The following is a 19,331-nucleotide window of genomic DNA, read 5'->3' as shown; positions in this document are numbered from 1 at the left end:
ATCCCATTAATGTGATATAAATTAATGCCAAACTTTTAACATTCATCCGCGCGATGCTAACTCAGTGTTAAAAGCAACCCTACGGATTGAAATTGCATGCCTTCTGCTAACACCAGAACATTCACATTATTTGACCCGCAATCCCCGTTCCGAAATGCAGCGGGTATATTTGTATTAACCACGCTGTTCTATTTTATTGGCGCGCAGCTGCGTCTGGTGGAATCCCTGTCGATGTTCTGGCCGCTGAATGGCGTGATGGCGGGCCTGTTTGCCCGTTACGCTTACCTGAACCGGCTGCATTATTATGCAGTATCCTATATTGCCATGCTGCTGTATGACCTTATCACCACCAACTGGGGCATTACCTCGCTGGGTATTAACCTGTCGAATATGGTGTTTATCGTTATTGTTGCCCTGCTGGTCCAGCGTGATAAACGGCTAAAAAATACCACTCCGGATCCGTGAATGCGCTGAGGCTGTTTAACTATTGTCTGCTGGCCGCACTGCTGTGTGCTCTGGTCGGGGCGGCAGTGTCGGGCGGGGTGGACAGTCGCGACTTCTGGCCACTGGTCGCCGACTGGTTTAGCGAACAGTTCTCCACCGGGGTGTTAATCGTGCCCTGCATGCTGACCATCACCTGGCCCAGGTTCAACCGGGCTATGCGTGCCGATCACCTGATGCCGGTCGTCGTGCTGATCGTCTCCGTCGTGGCCTCGGTGGCGATCGGCGGGGCCGGTGCGCTGGCGTTTCCGATGCCGGCGCTGATCTGGTGTGCGGTGCGCTATTCGCTGCCGGCCACCTGTCTTCTGACCTTTGTTACCGGCGCGGTGGAGATCACCCTGGTCGGCAACGCCATTATTACCATTGTGGCGACGACGCCGATCACCACGCCGATGATGTTCTCGGCCAGGCTTGGGATCGCCACCATGGCCATCTGTCCGGTCATGGTGTCGGTGAGCATGGCGGCCATCAACTCGCTGATCCGCCAGGTCTCCCTGCGCGCCGATTATGACTATCTGACCCAGGTCTACTCCCGCTCCGGGCTCTATGAGGCGCTTAAAAACAGTGAAGGGAAGCGCAGTAGCCCGCGTCTGACGGTGATGCTGCTGGATATCGACTACTTCAAAAGTATCAACGACAACTATGGTCACGAGTGCGGTGATACCGTGCTGGCCGCCTTTGCCCGCAAAGTGCAGGAGACGGTGGGCAACGAAGGGCTGGTGGCGCGGATGGGCGGCGAGGAGTTTGCGGTGGTGGTCAATTCCGCTTCCGCAGAGCGGGGGTACGCCCTGGCGGAACGTATCCGCACTACGGTTGAACAACATCCGTTCGAATGGCGCGGTCAGTCGCTGTTTTTAACCGTCAGTATTGGTCTGGGCAGTGGGAAATCGGAGCCGTCGCAGCTGACGGACGTATTTAATCGTCTGATGACCGAAGCGGATGATTATCTGTATCGTTCGAAAAAAGCAGGCCGAAATCGTACCAGCGCCCGAATGACAGAGATAAAAACTGCCGAACAAAACGCAACGGCTACGGAACAGCTGTAAACGTTTGCATGCCCATGGGACCGGCACCTGCCATATATTTACAAAACTGATAAATGCCTTGATACGCATTTTCATCGTCAATAATATAAAGGGGTGATTATATCGGAAAATTCGTGTGATGAACGGAACTGACAGACTCAGTAAACCCCCTCGCGTGCCTGGCAGTCGGTTTATCAAACGCATGTATCTGATGCGAGTGCTTGGAACCTTTCTCTGCTTTTTACCTATCCTCTCTGTCCTGCTGGAACAGCAACGTTCAGGCTGGCTTATAGGTCTTCTGGCGGTCAACGCTTTTGTCTGGCCGACGCTGGCCTGGTGGCGCGCCCGGCGCTCACCCTCGCCGCTGCGTACCGAACATCAGAACCTGGTGTTTGACGCCGGGGCAGGCGGCTTCTGGATCGCCATGATGGCGGCCAACCCGCTGCCCTCTGTCACCATTGCCACGATCTTACTTGCCGACCGGCTGGCGGCGGGTGGTTTCCCGTTGATGAAAAAAGCCGGTGCGGTGATGCTGGCGGTGTTTATGGCCAGCTGGCTGACCCAGGGGATGGCGCTGGTGCCGTGGGTTTCCCAGCGCACTATGTACGCCACGCTGCCGCTGATTGGGATCTATACCGTGGCGCTGAGCGTGCTCACTAACAGCATCGCCGTGCGGCTGCGCTTTAAATCCCGCGAGCTGGAGCGTATTGCGATGATGGATCCGCTCCTCGACATTGCCAACCGGCGTCTGCTGGAGAAACGCATCGATCATGAGCTGCATAAACTGCAGCAAACCTGTCGCGATTCGGCGCTGATGTTTATCGATATCGACAACTTTAAAGAGGTCAACGACCGCTTCGGCCATAAGGTGGGGGATATGCTATTAGTGACAGTGTCACAGATACTGCACATCGCCACCCGCCAGAGCGATACCCCGGCGCGTCTGGGCGGGGATGAGTTTGTGATCCTGCTTCCCGACACCACCCTCGACGAAGCACGAATGGTCGCCACGCGGATTATGGATGCGGCGGCGGTAATAGAAGATGTCGCCGAAGAGGCGGTTCAGTGCACCATGAGTATCGGCATTGCCTGCGCCACCCGGGAGATGGGAAATGTTACGGACTGGTTACAGGCTGCCGACGCCGCGCTCTATCAGGCGAAACGCGACGGGAAAAACCGCATATTTGCCCACTAACCGGCCTCAGGATGCGCTAAGCTTTTAAAAAGCCTGACGTCCGGACGGAGCCCGTATGAAATCACCAACACTCGCCAACAATGAAGCAGAGCGCCTCAGCGCTTTGCGCGAATCCGGACTGCTCGAACCTGAAAAACACCCGGTATACGACCGGATCACCCGGCTGGCTAAACGTCTGTTCAGCGTCCCGGTGGCGATGATAAACCTGGTGGACGAGCATGTCGTGGTTGTTAAATTCGCAGACGGTGGTGACAGCACCAACCTGCCGAGAAATCTCTCTTTTTGTGGCCACACCGTCCTCAGTAAAACCCCGCTGGTAGTGCAGGATACCCTGGACGATCCCCGTTTTGCCGATAACCCGCTGGTCACCGACGACAACCCGATCCGGTTTTACGCAGGCTGTCCGCTGCATCTGCCCGGTGGCGCCACGGTGGGCTCGCTGTGCATTATCGATCATCAGCCACGCATATTTTCGCCCGCCGACATCGAGGCGCTCGCAGACCTGGCCGCGCTGGTGGAGGTGGAGTTCGCCGCAACCTGCGCAAGGATCACTGACGACCTGACCGGGCTCTATAACCGCCGTGGCTTTCATCATCTGGCGACCTATGCCATTCGCGCCGCCCGCCGTCGGGCAGAGCCCCTGACCCTGGCCTGGCTTGATCTCGATCGCTTTAAGCAGATCAACGCGCGCTATGGCCGGGCCGATGGTGACCACGCCCTGAAGGCGGTGGCCGGTCTGCTGAAATCCACCTTCCGTGAAGCCGACGTGCTGGCGCGCTACGGCGGGGATGAGTTTGCCATCCTCTTCGCCAACAGCGACGAGAAGGGGGCGTGGATCGCGATGCAGTTTCTCACCGAACAGGCGGCGAGCTGGAACGAGCATGCCGAATATCCCTGGGCGCTGTCGTTTTCATGGGGAGTGAGCGAATTCAACCATGACCGCGACGATCTGGCGAGCTGGCTGAAAACCGCCGACCAGATGATGTACTCCATGAAACAGCAGCGCGGTACCGGCTGTTGAGATAAGAAAATCCTCTGTTAATTGTGCTTGTGTTGCAAAATTGTAACGCGCATGGTGATGCCGTTGATTAAAAGGAGAAAAACGATGTCATCACCTGCAGTCCAGATTTTTTCGCGCGAGGAGATTCTCGCGCATCTCCCTCAGTTAGCCGACATCCTTCACAGCTGCGTGACCGGCGGGGCCTCGGTGAGTTTTATGCTGCCTTACAGCCATGAGAAGGCCAGCGCGTTCTGGCAAGGCGTGGCTGACAGCGTCGGGCGCGGAGAACGCACCGTCCTGGTGTCGACCAACGCCGAGGGCGAGCTGACCGGCACCGTACAGCTGATCGTCGATCAACCTGAAAACCAGCCGCACCGGGCGGACGTCGCCAAACTGCTGGTTCACCAGAATGCGCGCCGCTGCGGTGATGCAGGCCGCCTGATGCAGGCCCTGGAAGTCGTCGCTCGCGAGCAGGGCAAAACCGTGCTGGTACTAGACACCGCCACCGGCAGCGGGGCGGAGACCTTCTATCAGCGGGCAGGCTGGCAGAAAGTGGGCGAGATCCCGCGCTACGCCCTGATGCCGGATGGCGAGATGACGGCGACCTCAGTGTTCTACAAGTTCTTATAGATCCTGTCACAATTCACACGAGGTTTGATCAAAACGGGGTTTCATGGTCGTTAAGTTTGATAAGTTATCGTACCAATCTTATCAGGCTGTATGACTAATCATTACAAGGACCCCCATTGTGAACACACTGAACCGTCGTGATTTCCCCGGTGCTCTCTATCCTGAACGTATCATCCAGTTTGGTGAGGGCAACTTCCTGCGCGCGTTTATTGACTGGCAAATCGACCTGCTCAACGAGCATACCGATCTGAACGCCGGTATTGCGATTGTCCGCCCAATCAAGAGCGACTTCCCGCCTTCACTGAGCACCCAGGACGGCCTCTATACCACCATCATTCGTGGCCTGAATGAGCAGGGCGAAGCGGTCAGCGACGCGCGCCTGATCCGCTCCGTTAACCGTGAAATCAGCGTCTACGACCAGTACGATGAGTTCCTGAAGCTGGCGCACAACCCGGAAATGCGCTTTGTCTTCTCGAACACCACGGAAGCGGGGATTAGTTATCACGCCGGGGATAAGTTTGAGGATGCGCCAGCGGTCAGCTATCCGGCGAAACTGACCCGCCTGCTGTTCGAACGTTTCAGCCATTTCAACGGTGCTACCGATAAAGGCTGGGTGATCGTGCCGTGCGAACTCATTGACTATAACGGTGACGCCCTGCGTGAACTGGTGCTGCGCTATGCCCAGGAGTGGGCGCTTCCTGCGGCCTTTACCCAGTGGCTGAACGACGCCAACACCTTCTGCTCCACCCTGGTTGACCGTATCGTCACCGGTTATCCGCGCGACGAAGTGGCGGAGCTTGAAGCCTCCCTTGGCTATCACGATGCCTTCCTCGATACCGCCGAGCATTTCTATCTGTTTGTGATCCAGGGGCCAAAATCGCTGGCGCAGGAATTGCGTCTCGACAAGCTGGCGCTGAACGTGCTGATTGTGGATGACATCAAACCGTACAAAGAGCGTAAAGTGGCGATCCTCAACGGGGCGCATACCGCGCTGGTGCCGGTGGCGTTCCAGGCCGGACTGGATACCGTGGGTGAGGCGATGAACGACACGGAGATCTGCGCCTTTGTCGAAAAAGCGATTCACGAAGAGATCATCCCGGTGCTGGATCTGCCGCGCGATGAGCTGGCCTCGTTTGCCAGCGCGGTAACGGGCCGCTTCCGCAATCCGTATATCAAGCATCAGCTGCTGTCGATTGCCCTCAACGGCATGACCAAGTACCGCACCCGTATCCTGCCGCAGCTTCTGGCAGGGCAGCAGGCCACCGGTAAACTCCCGGCGCGTCTGACCTTTGCCCTGGCGGCGCTCATTGGCTTCTACCGCGCGGAACGTAACGGCGAGAGCTACCCGGTGCAGGACGACGCGCACTGGTTAACCCGTTTCCAGCAGCTGTGGACCCGGCATCACGACCAGCAGATCGATACCACGGAGCTGGTGACGGCGGTGCTGAGCGTCAGCGAGCACTGGGAGCAGGACCTGACCCAGGTGAACGGGCTGGTAGACCAGGTTGCCCGCGATCTGGATGCCATTCTGCTGCAGGGCATGCGTGCCGCCGTAAAACCGCTGTGCTAAGAGCCTGATTTCTGCACCTACGATTCCCTCTCCCCTTTGGGGAGAGGGTTAGGGTGAGGGGAACAACCGCACCAGTCCTGGCTTTTTACCCTTTATAGTTACAACATACTGTAACTCACTTGCCATATCCCACACTTCAACTCCGTGCGGCCTGTCTCTGGCCTCACAAAATGTCATCATTTTTTAACACTCTTGCAACCGTGACCCCGATCACGTTTAATAGTCACGCTCTTTTTTTCCGATGAAGCTGACTATGATCGTTCGACCCCAACAGCACTGGTTGCGCCTTATTTTTGTCTGGCACGGTTCCGTGCTGACCAAAATCTTCTCCCGTTTGTTCCTCAACTTCTTGCTCTCCATCGTGGTGATCCTGATGTTGCCCTGGTACACCTCGCTGGGCATCAGGCTGACGGTTGCACCGTTCAGCATTCTTGGGGTTGCCATCGCCATCTTCCTCGGTTTTCGCAATAACGCCTGTTACGCCCGCTATGTTGAAGCGCGGCAGCTGTGGGGGCAGTTGATGATTGCCTCGCGCTCCCTGTTCCGGGAAGTGAAAAACACGCTACCGGACGACCCGGCGTTAGGGGAGTTTGTTCGTCTGCAGATCGCTTTCGCCCACTGCCTGCGCATGACCCTGCGCAAACAGCCGCAGGCCGAGCAGCTTTCAACGTACCTGTCGCCTGAAAACCTGCGCGTGGCAATGGATTCCAGCTCGCCCGCGAACCGCATTCTGCTGATTATGGGCGAATGGCTGGCGGTAAGACGCCGCAGCGGTGAGCTGTCGGATATTCTGTTCCACAGCCTGAACATTCGTCTCAATGATATGTCCACCGTGCTGGCCGGCTGCGAGCGCATCGCCAACACCCCGGTGCCGTTTGCCTACACGCTGATACTCCACCGCACGGTCTATCTGTTCTGCATCATGCTGCCGTTCGCGCTGGTCAGCGACCTGCACTACATGACGCCGTTCGTCTCGGTCCTGATCTCCTACACCTTTATCTCGCTCGATACCCTGGCGGAAGAGCTCGAGGAGCCGTTCGGCACCGAGAATAACGATCTGCCGCTGGATGCTATCTGTAATGCGATGGAGATCGACCTGCTGCAGATGAACGATGAGCAGGACATTCCGACCCGCAAACTGCCGGACAAGTATTATCAGCTGACATAACATCATGAGTTAACCGCTCGCCTGCCGGGTGTTTGTATCGCAGTGTATCTGAACGCCATCAGGATACAGCGCCTTGCAAAAAGGGCTGGTTTGCACATATTCCCCATACATCAGGGTGGTGAAATTAACGGGTCAAATACAAAACCCGGAGAGACCACCATGATGAACAAACTGGCTTACACAACCCTGGCAGTGACTCTTTCATTCGCGACCGTTTCGGCCTGTCAGGCCGAGGCGGCAGGCACCGACTTCAGCGCCGCATTTAAACAAATCCGCCAGATTGATGCGGGCGATCTCAATATTGGCTATGTCGATATCGGACCGAAAAACGGCGAACCGGTGATCCTGCTCCACGGCTGGCCGTACGATATTCAGAGCTACGCTCAGGTTGCTCCCGCGCTGGCGGCAAAAGGCTACAGAGTGATTGTTCCGTACAACCGCGGCTTCGGCACCACCCGTTTCCTGTCGTCCACCACGCCACGTAACGGACAACCGGCGGCAATGGCAAAAGATGTCGTTAACCTGATGGATGCCCTGAACATCAAACGTGCGGTGTTTGCCGGTTACGACTGGGGCGCAAGAACGGCGGATATCGTGGCGGCGCTGTGGCCGGAACGCGTGAAATCGCTGGTTTCGGTGAGCGGGTATCTGATTGGCAATCAGCAGGCCGGGGCAAAACCGCTGCCGCCGAAGGCGGAACTGCAGTGGTGGTATCAGTTCTATTTCGCCACCGAGCGCGGTGAGAAAGGGTATGCGGCCAACACCCACGACTTTGCGAAACTGATCTGGACTCTGGCCTCACCGGGGTGGAAATTCAGCGATGCAACCTTCAACGTCAGCGCCAGAGCGCTGGATAACCCGGATCACGTGGCGGTGACCATCAGCAACTATCGCTGGCGGCTGGGGCTGGAACGTGGTGAAAGCCGTTACGACAGCTACGAGCAGAAGCTGGCGGCCGCGCCAACCATCAGCGTGCCGACCATCACCATTGAAGGCGACAATAACGGCGCGCCGCATCCGGAACCTGCTGCGTACGCCGCAAAATTCACCGGCAAGTATCAGCATCGCACCTTTACCGGCAATATTGGCCACAATCCGGCCCAGGAAGATCCGCAGGATTTCGTCAAGGCGGTGGTGGATGCGGATAAGTTGTAAGCCAGCTATGCTATTTTTTGCCCATCGCTAAAAAACAGGAGCTTAGGGTGGAGACAACCGATCACATTCTTGTCGTGGATGATGACAGGGATATTCGCGAACTGATCGTCGATTATCTGGTGAAGTCTGGCTATCGCGCCACGGGCGCGGCCAACGGCAAAGAGATGCGCGCCGTGCTGGATAAGCAGGCGGTGGATATGGTGGTGCTGGATATCATGATGCCCGGCGACGACGGCCTGACGCTGTGCCGCCAGCTGCGTAGCGGTCAGCATAAAGATCTGCCGATCCTGATGTTGACCGCACGCCACGACGATATGGATCGCATCCTGGGCCTCGAAATGGGCGCGGACGATTATGTGGTCAAACCTTTTGTGGCGCGCGAGCTGCTGGCGCGGATCAAAGCGATACTGCGCCGGTTTCGCACGCTGCCGCCGAATCTGCAGGTGACCGAGGCCGGAAGGATCATCGCCTTTGGCGACTGGCAGCTCGATACCAGCGCCCGTCATCTGCTCGACGCCACCGGCACCATCGTGGCGTTGAGCGGGGCGGAGTACCGCCTGCTGCGGGTCTTTGTCGATCATCCCCAGCGCGTTTTAACCCGCGATCAGCTGCTGAATTTCACCCAGGGGCGGGATGCGGAGCTGTTCGAACGCTCAATCGATCTGCTGGTCAGCCGGGTGCGACAGCGGTTAAATGAGGATGCGCGCACACCACTGTATATAAAAACAGTACGTAGCGAAGGCTATGTCTTTTCGATGCCGGTTAGCATTCTTGAGGCGAAAGAATGAGGCTCTGGCCGCGTTCCCTCCATTACCGTCTGCTGCTGATCGTCCTGATGGGATTGCTGCTCGCCAACGGCCTGAGCGTGACGCTGGTGCTGGCCGAGCGGATGAGCAGCGCCCGGCACGTGATGCTGGGGAATCTGGAGGATGATGTCTCCACCAGCGTGGCGATCCTCGACCGGCTGCCGGCAAACGAGCGGGCGCAGTGGCTCCCGCGCCTCGAGCGGGGAAACTATCGCTATATTCTTGGGCCGGGCGAGCCGGGCGCGCCTCCCGCAGACGCCCGTTCCCGGGATGCGGTGCGCACCCTGACTGAAATCCTGGCGACGCACTATCCGCTGCGCTTCACGGCGGTGCCGGGACCGGTCTCGCATATTCAGGCCCACCTGACCCTGAGCGACGGCTCGCCGTTGACGCTGGATCTCACCCCACGCATGCCGCCGGTCGCCCGCTGGCTGCCGGTGGTTTTTGTGATCCAGTTGTTGCTGGTGGTGATCTGCGCCTGGCTGGCGGTGCGTCAGGTGGTACGTCCGTTTACCCATTTTACCCGGGCGGTGGATACCCTTGAACCCGCCAGCCCCCATCCGCTGACCCTTACCGAGCAGGGTCCGCTGGAGGTACGCCAGGCCGCGCGGGCCTTCAATGCCATGCAGGAGCGCATCCAGACGTCGTTAAAGGAGAGGGCGCAAATCCTGGCGGCCATTTCCCACGATCTACAGACGCCTATTACCCGCATGCGATTGCGCGTGGAGATGGCCGACCAGCCGGATCTGCGGGATAAGCTGACCCAGGACCTGGACAGCATGACGCGCCTGGTGCGGGAGGGGATCGACTACGCCCGCTCGTCCGGCGTCGCACCTGAACCGGTGCGCAACGTCGATCTGTATAACTTTATCGATACGTTGGTGTGTGATTACGCCGATACCGGTAAAAACGTGCAGTTTACCGCAGCCAGAAGCAACGTCCCTTTTGCCACCCGTCCGCAGGCGCTGCACCGCATTCTCACCAATCTGCTGGATAACGCGCTGAAGTTTGGTGATAAGGCAGACGTGACGCTGACAATGCGTGATGACAGAGTGCAGATCGCCGTGGAGGATAACGGCCCCGGCATTCCGGAGCATGAGCTTGCGGCGGTGTTACAGCCGTTTTACCGGGTGGAGTCTTCCCGTAACCGGGAGACCGGCGGGACGGGGCTGGGGCTGGCGATCGCGGTACAGCTTGCGGGGCAGCTCAACGGGGAGTTGCAGTTAGTTAACCGGCCCGAAGGTGGCCTCTCTGCACGGATCACCTTGCCATCTGCGTGAATTGCCGGGTGGCGGCGTTGCCTTACCCGGCCTACAAAACCAGCCCTTGACCTTGTAGGCCTGGCAAGCGTAGAGCCGCCGGGCGGTCAGGCCGCGATTTGGATCCACTTGCCTGCCGGGTGGCGGCGTTGCCTTACCCGGCCTACAAAACCAGCCCTTGACCTTGTAGGCCTGGCAAGCGTAGCGCCGCCGGGCGGTCAGGTCGCTCAATGTACCAGACTGTATCCACCCACAACACGCATACACCACCTGACAAAAACCCCCATTCCTCCACACACACCAGACACTTCCCCACGCTGTAATAGCTTCACTATCAACTGGTTTAGTGAGGTGTTTTATGTTTCTCGTGATTGCATTTTTAGGTGGTATGGTCAGCCTGCTCAGCCCCTGTACGCTGCCCGTTATTCCGCTGCTGTTCGCCGGATTTCGCGGTCAGCGGCGGCAGCTCATTGCCATGCTGTGCGGCATGGTGATCATGTTTACCGCTGTAGCGAGTCTTATTACCGTCGCCAGCGACTGGGTGGTGAATGCCACCATCGTCGGACGCTGGACAGCCCTGGCATTACTGAGCCTGGCCGCGCTGGCGCTGATCTTCCCGTCATTTGCCCAGCGCATCGCCGGGCCCGCGTTACGCCTCGGCAATGTCATTAACTCTCAGAGCAACAGCGCCCGGGGTATGGTTTCGGCGGTGCTGGCCGGGCTGGCGGTTGGGCTGCTTTGGTCGCCCTGCGCCGGGCCGGTGTTAGGAGCCATTCTCAGTCTGAGTCTCGCCGGGCATAACCCGGTAGCCACCGGCAGCCTGCTGGCGGCATACGGCAGCGGCTGCGCGGTGATGCTCGCGCTGTTGGGCTTTAGCGGGCAGGCGCTGATCGCACGGCTGAAAGCGAGATCGGGTCTGATGGACGGGCTGCGAAAAGCGGCGGGGGTTGCCATGCTGATGTCCGTCGCGTTTACGGCGTTTGGGCTTAACAGCGTCTTTCAGGGGGCAAACGGGGTGGCCGATCGGCTGGAGAAAACGCTCCTGCAGCTGGCGCCCGCCAGCAATCCTCAGCCGACGCTTCAACCGGTGGCGCAGCCGGTAACCACCAGCTCGATGCCGTCCCTGGAGGGCGGTACCGGATGGCTCAACGGCGAGCCCGTCAGCCCGGCGTCGTTAAAAGGCAAAGTGGTGCTGATCGACTTCTGGACCTGGGACTGCATCAACTGCCAGCACTCGCTGCCGTTCGTTCGCGACTGGGCTAACAAATATAAGGCGCAGGGTCTGGTGGTGATTGGCGTGCATACCCCGGAGTATCCGTGGGAAAAACCGCTGGCATCGGTGCAGAAGGCCATCGACAAATGGCAGCTTCCGTACCGGGTGGTGGCTGACAATAACTACAAAATCTGGACCGCCTTTGGCAATCGCTACTGGCCTGCGCACTACTTCTTCGACGCCAAAGGGCAACTGCGTTACGCCTCTTTCGGCGAGGGAAACACAGAGAAGCAGGAGCAGGTGATCCAGCAGCTGCTGAAAGAGGCCAAAGCCTGATTACGGCTCGCGTCTGGCGATAATAAACAGCCGTGGAAAGGCCAGCAGTATCTGCCCGTTCTCCTGCAGCGGATACTGCTCCACCAGCAATTGGTGATAGCGATGCAGATAGCGTTTTTGCTCGGTCTCATTCAGATCCTGAAGCCACGGGCGCAGCCCGGTGGCGCTCACCCAGTCAACGATCGCCTGGTGGGAGCTCATCTGGTGAAAGTAAGTGGTGCGCCAGATATCCACCTCGCAGCCCGCTTCGGTCAGGATATCGTAATAGGCATGGACGCCCGCCAGGAATGCGCGCCCGCGATCCGGGTAATCCTGTTCAAACGCCACTTCGCGCATTAAGACATGGGTCGGCTCAAGATCGTTATCCGGCATCTGAATAGCCAGCACGCCGTGCAGTTTCAACAGCGAGACCAGATGGGGCAGCAGCGCGTAGTGATCATCTACCCACTGCAGTGAGGCATTGGCGTAGATCACGCTCAGGGCATGCTCGGGGCGGTAGTGGCGAATATCCGCCTCAACAAAGCGACAGCCCGGCAGTGCGGCTCTGGCTTCTGCCAGCATGGCGGGTGAGGTGTCCACCCCGGTTATCTGCGCCGCAGGCCACCGCTGCTGCAACAGCGCCGTGCTGTTGCCCGGCCCACAGCCGAGATCAACCACATCGGTAACGTCATCCAGCGCAATTCGGGACAGTAATTCTAAGGCGGGTCGGGTGCGTTCCGCGCCGTATTGCAGATACAGGCCAGGGTTCCAGTCGGTCATGCAGGCATCTCCAGTTTGCTCTTTTCTGAAGTGTAGATGATGAGGTTTCAGAATTGACAGAAATCCCTTTCTGTCGGGAGATAACGTCAGACGATCTTTTTCAGGGCGACGTGGTAGAGCAGCATGATGGTTTTGCCATCGACGATAATGCCGTCATCGATGGCCTGTAAGGCCTGCTCAATCGGCCACTCCAGCACCTCGATGTCTTCGCCTTCGGCTTCGATGCCGCCGCCTGCGCCGGTACGATCGTCAGGGCGATATTCCGCGATGTAAAAGTAGAGTTTCTCGGTGACGGAGCCGGGACTCATAAAGGCTTCGAACACCTTTTCCACCTGGTCAATCTGATACCCGGTCTCTTCTTCCGCCTCGGCTTTGATGCGCTTTTCCGGCGACATGTTATCGAGCAGGCCTGCGGCGGATTCGATCAGATAGCCGTCGTGCCCGTTGATATAGACCGGAAAACGGAACTGACGGGTGAGGATCACCGTTCGTTTTTCGCGGTTATAGAGCAGGATGGTTGCGCCGTTGCCCCGGTCGTAGGCTTCGCGGTTCTGGCGCTGCCACTCCCCGTTGCGGCGACGCAAATCGAAGGTGTATTTTTTGAGTGTGTACCAGTCATCCGACAAGATTTTGCTGTCAAGAATGCGTACTTCTGCACGAATTGATTGCACGATGCCTCCTGTTTACGTAGAGTGATCATCATAATCTGCACATTCGTGCAAAATCAAGATCGAAACATGCAACTTCAGGAATATCTCATGCTCACCCGACAACGCAAACAGCTCATCCTTGAAAAACTGAGTTCCGAAGGGCAGGTGCTGTCCAAAACCCTTAGCCTTGAATTCCAGGTGTCGGAAGATACCATTCGCCGGGATTTGCGCGAACTGGCAGCCGACGGGCGTTTACAGCGGGTACACGGCGGCGCGTTGCCGGCGTCAAAGGCGGTGTCCAGCTTTGCCGAGCGCAGCCATCTCGGTATCGATGCCAAAAAGCGGGTGGCGCAGAAGGGAGTTGAGCTTATCTCCCCCGGCCAGATCGTGATGATTGATGGCGGGACCACCACCACGGAGCTGGTGCGCTGCCTGCCTGCGGATCTCTCTTTCACGGCCGTTACCCACAGTCCGGGCATCGCCCTCGCGCTGGTGGAGCATCCCCGGGTTGAGGTGATCCTCATCGGCGGACGCCTGTTCCGCCACTCTGTCGTCACGGTGGGCGCCGCCGCGATTGAGGGTATAGAGCGTATTCATGCCGATCTGTTTTTCATGGGCGTGACCGGTATTCACCCGGAAGCCGGACTCACCACCGGGGATTACGAAGAAGCGTGCATCAAACGTGCATTTTCCGGCAGAGCGGCCGAAACAGTGGTGCTGGCGTCGCCGGAGAAGATCAATACCGCTTCGCCATTCCTTATTGGCGACCTTTCGCTGATTAATACCGTGGTCGTTGAAGACGATACCGACAGCCGCTGGGTGGAGGCGGTGGTGGGCCTGGGGGTGTCGGTTGTTAAAGCGTGACATGGAAAAAGAGCATAGATAAATCTATAATATTGTGTGTTAACGCCAGAATTATGAGTTAAGAGACAATATAATGGATTTAAACTTCAGGAAGCCCGAGGAGATCGTTAAGTCGCTGAGCGAGCGGTTACGGCAGGAGCGTATAAGACGCCAGTTCACCCAGGCTGAGCTGGCGCAACGGGCTGGCGTAGGGGTCAATACGGTGTCAAATCTGGAGGCCGGGCGTAACGTCGGCTTTGAGGTCGTGGTGCGCGTGGCATGGTGCTGGGTCTTGGCCATGAGCTGGAAAACCTGTTTATGCCGAAACTGGAGAGTCTGGACGATCTTCGCCGCTTCGAAGTCAGCGCTTCGCGACAGCGAATAAGAAAAAGGAGTCATAATGCCTGATCGTGTCGAAGTCTGGTACGAGGGTTGGGGAGAGCGCTGGCTGTGGGGAACGCTGGCTACCACCACAGCACTAACCCGCCGTCCGTTGATCTTCTTTGAATACAGCCAGCAGGCGCTTGAGAAAGGGTTTGAACTATCAGCACATACTCTTGCGCTGAAGGGTGAAAAACTGCGGCGAAATTTTCCTGAGCATCAGTTAGGTCTGCCTGGGCCAGTATATGATTCCCTGCCAGATGGTTGGGGGATGCTACTGATGGATCGCCTCTTCAGGCAGCGCGGACTGAATGCGGCGCGCATTGGTCCACTGGAAAGGCTCAGCTGGATTGGCAGCAATGCCATGGGAGCAATGTCCTTTGTTCCTGTTCAGGATGAACTTGCGGTGCCACAAAGTGATATCCCGTTGACTCAACTTGCAGACGAGGTAAGGGAGGTACTGGAGGGCGAAGGCGGGGCATTTTTACATCGACTGCTACAAATGGGTGGTTCGCCACAGGGCGCGAGACCGAAAGCGTTACTGTATCGTGACGCTGCCACAATGCGATTCACCACGGTTCCTGTGAAAGACTATGAACCCTGGCTCATCAAGTTTCCCGCCAGAGGCGAACATGCCGAGGTGTGCGCTATCGAGAAGGTATATGCCCACTGCCTGCAGGAGTGCGGCATTGATACACCGCAAACGGAATATTTTGATCTGCCGGGAGGTCATGCGGCTTTTGCCAGCAAACGTTTTGACCGCGAATCAGGCATGCGCGTGCCAATGCAAAGCCTGGCGGCATTTACCGGGGCAGATTATCGCGTTCCCGGCTCCCTGGACTATGCCACCTTTTTGCGAGCCACGCAGGTTTGTACTAACGATGTACGCGAAAAGGCGCGCGCCTTTGCCCGCATTGTGTTTAACGTCATTTTCAATAACCGGGACGATCACCCGAAAAACTTTGCTTATCTGATGTCGGCTGACGGCACATGGACGCTGGCACCGGCGTTTGATGTTACGTGGAATGAAGGTCCGGGGGGATATCATCAGATGGACATAATGGGAGAGGCGCTGAGTATTCAGAAACAGCATTTGATATGGCTGGGCACGCAGGAAGCAGAGCTTAGCGAAACGCAGGTCAGGGAACTCATTTCCCGCATAGCCGATGTCGGCAGTAGATTTTCTGCTTATGCCGAAGCGCTACTCCCGGGAAAAATTACCCCGGCTACCCGTCGCGCAATCCAAACACAAATTGATGCCAATATAAACCCGCTCCGTTAATCCCAGGAAGAGCGCAGCCGTATAAGCTACGCTTTTGCAGTAACCTGTTCATTACTAAGGACTGCGTGATGCTGCAAAAACTTAGCGTTGTCACCCTTGCCTGTCTGCTCTTTACCGGGTGTATGTCCATGTCCAGTGAAGGCACCTCGCCGGAAGAGAAGAAGTTTCGTAAAGTCGAGGCCGCGGCGAAAGAGTGTTCTGAGATCGTAAAAAACCAGACCATCGAACTCACCGCCGAGGGCAAAGACGCCAATACCCGCTGGACGACCATTGACTACGTGGTGCCTGGTCAACAGGACCGCACCGTGGAGTACCGCACTTCATCGGTGCTGGATAACGGCGAGCCGGGCAAGGCGTGGCAAACCTGCATGTCGGACAAAAAAGCCCTGGTTCCGGAGCTGAAAATATAGGGGACTGAGCATCCCGGGGATGGGATAAAGTGGTTCCAGCTAACCGGCAGGCGCGCGCGCCTCTGCCGGTTTTTTTTATTTGTGGGCTGTGGCGGACTGGTCCTGCTGGCAATATGCTACAACACCTTATATGACCTGTACTGCCTGGAGGCACGAGACAATGATAGCGATTGATCTCTCTCACTTCACACCGCTCAGCAGTCTCGGCGGCGGATTGTTAATCGGCCTTGCCGCTATTCTGCTGATCCATTTTTGCGGACGCATCGCCGGTATCAGCGGCATTCTCTCGGGGTTGTTATCGAAGCCAGAAGGGTGGCGCATTGCCTTTTTAGCCGGTCTTATCGGTTCGCCTCTGCTGTATAGCCTTTTCTTTACCTTACCCGAGATAAACGTGCAGACCTCCTGGCCGATGATTATCGTCGCCGGCTTGCTGGTGGGCGTGGGAACCCGCCTGGGGTCCGGGTGTACGAGCGGGCATGGCGTCTGTGGGCTATCGCGTTTTTCTAAGCGATCTCTGGTGGCGACGCTGACCTTTATGGTGACGGGGATTGTTACTGCCACTGTCGTGGGTTTCTGGCTGGGTTAAGGAGGCATTATGTTGATGGTGATGGCGTTTCTGTGCGGTCTTATTTTTGGCGTGGGCCTGCTGATAAGCGGTATGGCGAATCCGGAGAAAGTGCTTAACTTTCTCGATCTCTCTCATCCCTGGGATCCCTCGCTGGCGTTCGTGATGATCGGGGCGATTGCCGTGGGGATCGTCGGTTTTGCCCTGGTCAAACGCAGAAAGATGGCGTTTTGCGGGGTGCCCATTGTCCTGCCGACGAATACGACCATAGACAGGGCGCTGGTGGTCGGGGCCATCCTGTTTGGTCTCGGCTGGGGGCTGGCGGGGATCTGTCCCGGCCCGGCTCTGGTATTAACCGGGACGGGCGCCGTGAAAGGGATACTCTTTGTGCTGTCGATGCTCACCGGCATGGTGCTGGTTAGCCGGTTTCGTTCATCCTGACCGGCACCACTCACGCATAGTGATTCTGAGATGTGCCGATCCGTCTGGCGGTCATATATCGCGTCTGCCAGTAAGGGTCGGACAGATGTGAGATCGCCACACCCTGACTTACCGAGGCGTGCATAAAGCGATCGTCCCCAAGATAAACCCCGACATGATGAACGCCCGGCTTAGTGATAAAGAACACCAGGTCGCCCGGCTGCAGTTCACGGGTTGATACATGACGTCCCGTCCGGCTCTGCTCGAGAGTGGTTCTTGGTAGCTGCAGGTGCCAGGCAGACATCATGACGCGTCGGGTAAAGGCAGAGCAGTCAATACCGCTATGGCTGTCACCACCCCAGCGGTAATGGGTTCCTCTCCACGCCACATACGCCGTTGCCAGTTTATTTTTGACGTTATCAGGTACAGAGCCGGAGTAGGCAATGTGTTCTGTCTTCAGCGGCGTATGATGGTGGCCGGTGGCGGGCACAAATTCGAAGGCACAGGCAAATTTTACTGGTAAACAGATTATAATCAGGGCTTTAATTAACGTCTTCATTACAGGATCGTTTCAGGGCTGGGTTAATTCTCCTTACGTATTGCGCAAAAGCGTCTTTAAGCCCGGTGACGATAAACCGGGGGTAAAGACTGAAATTCGTTAATTATTGTTTTCTGCCATGAACGTCATGCGCTCATTTATTGAGCGATAAAGTACACATAAAATCACCAACCCAGAACCTTTAATGAATCCACTTTTGGACCATTAATCGCTTGAGAAAGAGATCGCTATGAAACTCTATGTATATGAGCATTGCCCGTTCTGTATCCGCGCAAGAATGATCTTTGGCCTGAAAAAGGTGCCTCATGAATTAAACGTGATTATGGAAGGGGACGCCGAAACGCCAACCCGCATGGTCGGCAGAAAGGTCGTGCCAATCCTGCAAAAAGAGGAGGGCGTTTACATGCCGGAAAGCATGGATATCGTCCATTACGTCGACCAGCTTGATGGTGCGCCGGTTATTAAAGGTGAATGCGATCCGCTGATTGACGCCTGGTGTAAGGACAATACGCGTACCGTATTCAATCTGGCGATCCCGCGTTTTACCCGGGCTGATTTCAAGGAGCTGTCCACCCCCGCCGCGCGTGAGGCCTATACCCAACGTGAGATTAAGGCATTTGGCGATCTCGAGGCGTTAATGGCCAACAGTCAGACGTATATCGACACGCTGGTGGATGAGCTGGGTAAAATCGAGGCGTATTTACGCGCCCGAAACGCGATCGGCATTACCGATTTTTATCTTTTCCCGGTGCTGAACTCGCTGACCATTGTGAAGGACTTCCCGTATCCGGACGCCCTGAGCGGCTATCTGGAGCACGTTGCTACGTCCTGTCATGTCCCGCTGTTTACGGATAAAGCTCTGTAGTGAAAAGGGGGCTTGCCCCCTTAACCGAAGGCCGCGAAAGTTTCCGCTATCACCAGGCTTCTGGCAGCGGCCGGTCGATAGAAATCAGTTTTCCACGCTTCATCGTGATATAGCCTCCGGCTTTCAGATCTGCGAGCACACGAAAAACATGCGTACGTGACATATTCGTCCGTTTGATAATAAACAGCGCCAGCCCTTCGTTCTCTCCTTTATGGGTATTCTGCCGATAGAGATAGCGATACAGCATTGGTTTGATGGTCTGGTAGCTGCTCACCTGACGGCGTTCATTATGCAGATCGATAGTGAAGATCGACATATAGGTCAGAATGGTCGCTAATGCCTGCGCGCGCTCGGGGTCGCCGTTTAAAAACAGACGGTCGAAATCTTCCCAGGATATTTTTACCAGCTGTACCCTTGCGCTGCTGCGATAATCAAACTTCGCCAGAGGACAATATCTTTCCATCAGGCCTATTGGCATCAGCTCGATAGTATTGCCAATATTCAGGCCATTCTCAGGCATTAATATTGACAGCGAACCCTCGGTGCAAAAATAGATAAACCCAGCATCAAAAGCTAAGTTTTTATTTGCTGGAACGGTCACCGGTTCCCCTTCGGCAATTATTTGCGATAACAGGCTGTCAAAATTAAGTTGCTGATAATAAATGTGGATATCCTGAAAATTCACGCTATGCCTCTCGCTGCGCCCTGTGCCGTGGTACGAAGTATAGCAGCGATAGCC

19 protein-coding genes and 2 pseudogenes are annotated in these 19,331 nt (G+C 56.7%); 17 read left to right on the top strand and 4 right to left on the bottom strand.

Annotated elements, in window-relative coordinates:
- Positions 1-96 precede the first annotated feature (96 nt).
- The 10 genes and pseudogenes from K5I40_RS06405 to K5I40_RS06360 all read left to right on the top strand — a co-directional run bounded on the left by K5I40_RS06405 (position 97) and on the right by K5I40_RS06360 (position 11,858).
- Positions 97-1,547: pseudogene (locus K5I40_RS06405) on the top strand (diguanylate cyclase).
- Positions 1,548-1,728: 181 nt separating this feature from the next.
- Positions 1,729-2,721: a sensor domain-containing diguanylate cyclase gene (locus tag K5I40_RS06400; protein ID WP_039028808.1), complete on the top strand. Its 993-nt coding sequence runs from the start codon at positions 1,729-1,731 to the stop codon at positions 2,719-2,721.
- Positions 2,722-2,776: 55 nt separating this feature from the next.
- Positions 2,777-3,742 (top strand): sensor domain-containing diguanylate cyclase, encoded by a 966-nt coding sequence (locus K5I40_RS06395; RefSeq protein WP_223074107.1) that lies wholly within the window; start codon positions 2,777-2,779, stop codon positions 3,740-3,742.
- Positions 3,743-3,826: 84 nt separating this feature from the next.
- Positions 3,827-4,351 carry a GNAT family N-acetyltransferase gene (locus K5I40_RS06390; RefSeq protein WP_223074106.1) on the top strand — a complete coding sequence of 175 codons (525 nt, stop codon included), beginning with the start codon at positions 3,827-3,829 and terminating at the stop codon, positions 4,349-4,351.
- 118 nt (positions 4,352-4,469) lie between these two features.
- Positions 4,470-5,921, top strand: coding sequence for a tagaturonate reductase (locus tag K5I40_RS06385; protein ID WP_223074105.1), 1,452 nt, complete (start codon positions 4,470-4,472; stop codon positions 5,919-5,921).
- Between the two features lie 253 nt (positions 5,922-6,174).
- A complete protein-coding gene (locus tag K5I40_RS06380; RefSeq protein ID WP_039028876.1) occupies positions 6,175-7,089 on the top strand; it encodes a bestrophin family protein in 915 nt (304 codons plus the stop codon).
- Between the two features lie 159 nt (positions 7,090-7,248).
- Positions 7,249-8,244, top strand: coding sequence for an alpha/beta fold hydrolase (locus K5I40_RS06375; RefSeq protein WP_223074104.1), 996 nt, complete (start codon positions 7,249-7,251; stop codon positions 8,242-8,244).
- A 47-nt stretch (positions 8,245-8,291) separates the two neighbouring features.
- Positions 8,292-9,032 (top strand): response regulator, encoded by a 741-nt coding sequence (locus K5I40_RS06370; protein WP_138368920.1) that lies wholly within the window; start codon positions 8,292-8,294, stop codon positions 9,030-9,032.
- Positions 9,029-10,330, top strand: a complete 1,302-nt coding sequence (locus K5I40_RS06365) for an ATP-binding protein (protein ID WP_223074103.1) — start codon at positions 9,029-9,031, stop codon at positions 10,328-10,330. The genes K5I40_RS06370 and K5I40_RS06365 overlap by 4 nt, the downstream gene beginning before the upstream one ends.
- 337 nt (positions 10,331-10,667) lie before the next feature.
- Positions 10,668-11,858 carry a cytochrome c biogenesis protein/redoxin gene (locus K5I40_RS06360; protein ID WP_223074102.1) on the top strand — a complete coding sequence of 397 codons (1,191 nt, stop codon included), beginning with the start codon at positions 10,668-10,670 and terminating at the stop codon, positions 11,856-11,858.
- Here the strand turns inward: K5I40_RS06360 and tam are convergent, their stop codons facing one another.
- Entirely contained in the window at positions 11,859-12,617 is a 759-nt protein-coding gene (tam, locus tag K5I40_RS06355; protein WP_223074101.1) for a trans-aconitate 2-methyltransferase, read from the bottom strand. It abuts the gene before it with no gap.
- A gap of 86 nt (positions 12,618-12,703) precedes the next feature.
- Positions 12,704-13,288, bottom strand: a complete 585-nt coding sequence (locus K5I40_RS06350; RefSeq protein ID WP_039028799.1) for an NUDIX domain-containing protein — start codon at positions 13,286-13,288, stop codon at positions 12,704-12,706.
- An 87-nt stretch (positions 13,289-13,375) separates the two neighbouring features.
- On the opposite strand from K5I40_RS06350, the gene K5I40_RS06345 reads away from it, so the two are divergent.
- From K5I40_RS06345 to K5I40_RS06320, 6 genes and pseudogenes are all read left to right on the top strand, one after another.
- Positions 13,376-14,131 (top strand): DeoR/GlpR family DNA-binding transcription regulator, encoded by a 756-nt coding sequence (locus K5I40_RS06345; protein WP_039028798.1) that lies wholly within the window; start codon positions 13,376-13,378, stop codon positions 14,129-14,131.
- A 73-nt stretch (positions 14,132-14,204) separates the two neighbouring features.
- A pseudogene (locus tag K5I40_RS06340) lies at positions 14,205-14,518 on the top strand (helix-turn-helix domain-containing protein).
- Positions 14,511-15,773 carry a type II toxin-antitoxin system HipA family toxin gene (locus K5I40_RS06335; protein WP_223074100.1) on the top strand — a complete coding sequence of 421 codons (1,263 nt, stop codon included), beginning with the start codon at positions 14,511-14,513 and terminating at the stop codon, positions 15,771-15,773. Before K5I40_RS06340 ends, K5I40_RS06335 begins: the two are co-directional and overlap by 8 nt.
- Positions 15,774-15,841: 68 nt before the next feature.
- Positions 15,842-16,183: a hypothetical protein gene (locus tag K5I40_RS06330; protein ID WP_139565059.1), complete on the top strand. Its 342-nt coding sequence runs from the start codon at positions 15,842-15,844 to the stop codon at positions 16,181-16,183.
- A 160-nt stretch (positions 16,184-16,343) separates the two neighbouring features.
- Positions 16,344-16,769 (top strand): YeeE/YedE family protein, encoded by a 426-nt coding sequence (locus K5I40_RS06325; RefSeq protein ID WP_255588891.1) that lies wholly within the window; start codon positions 16,344-16,346, stop codon positions 16,767-16,769.
- 9 nt (positions 16,770-16,778) lie between these two features.
- Positions 16,779-17,189, top strand: a complete 411-nt coding sequence (locus K5I40_RS06320; protein WP_138368928.1) for a DUF6691 family protein — start codon at positions 16,779-16,781, stop codon at positions 17,187-17,189.
- Positions 17,190-17,199: 10 nt separating this feature from the next.
- Here K5I40_RS06320 and K5I40_RS06315 read toward each other — a convergent pair whose 3' ends face one another.
- Positions 17,200-17,727, bottom strand: a complete 528-nt coding sequence (locus K5I40_RS06315) for an NlpC/P60 family protein (RefSeq protein WP_223074099.1) — start codon at positions 17,725-17,727, stop codon at positions 17,200-17,202.
- A gap of 229 nt (positions 17,728-17,956) precedes the next feature.
- Between K5I40_RS06315 and grxB the strand changes: the two genes are divergently transcribed.
- The gene (gene grxB, locus K5I40_RS06310) at positions 17,957-18,592 is read left to right on the top strand and encodes a glutaredoxin 2 (protein WP_139565062.1); all 636 of its coding nucleotides are present in this window, start codon (positions 17,957-17,959) and stop codon (positions 18,590-18,592) included.
- A gap of 49 nt (positions 18,593-18,641) precedes the next feature.
- On the opposite strand, the gene K5I40_RS06305 is transcribed toward grxB, so the two are convergent.
- Positions 18,642-19,277: a helix-turn-helix domain-containing protein gene (locus K5I40_RS06305; RefSeq protein WP_223074341.1), complete on the bottom strand. Its 636-nt coding sequence runs from the start codon at positions 19,275-19,277 to the stop codon at positions 18,642-18,644.
- Between the last annotated feature and the right edge of the window lie 54 nt (positions 19,278-19,331).

The organism is Leclercia sp. LTM14 (assembly GCF_023736175.1).
Classification (GTDB): Bacteria; Pseudomonadota; Gammaproteobacteria; order Enterobacterales; family Enterobacteriaceae; genus Enterobacter; species Enterobacter barmai.
Note: the sequence above shows the minus strand (reverse complement) of the source record. Positions and strands in the feature narration are given on the sequence as shown.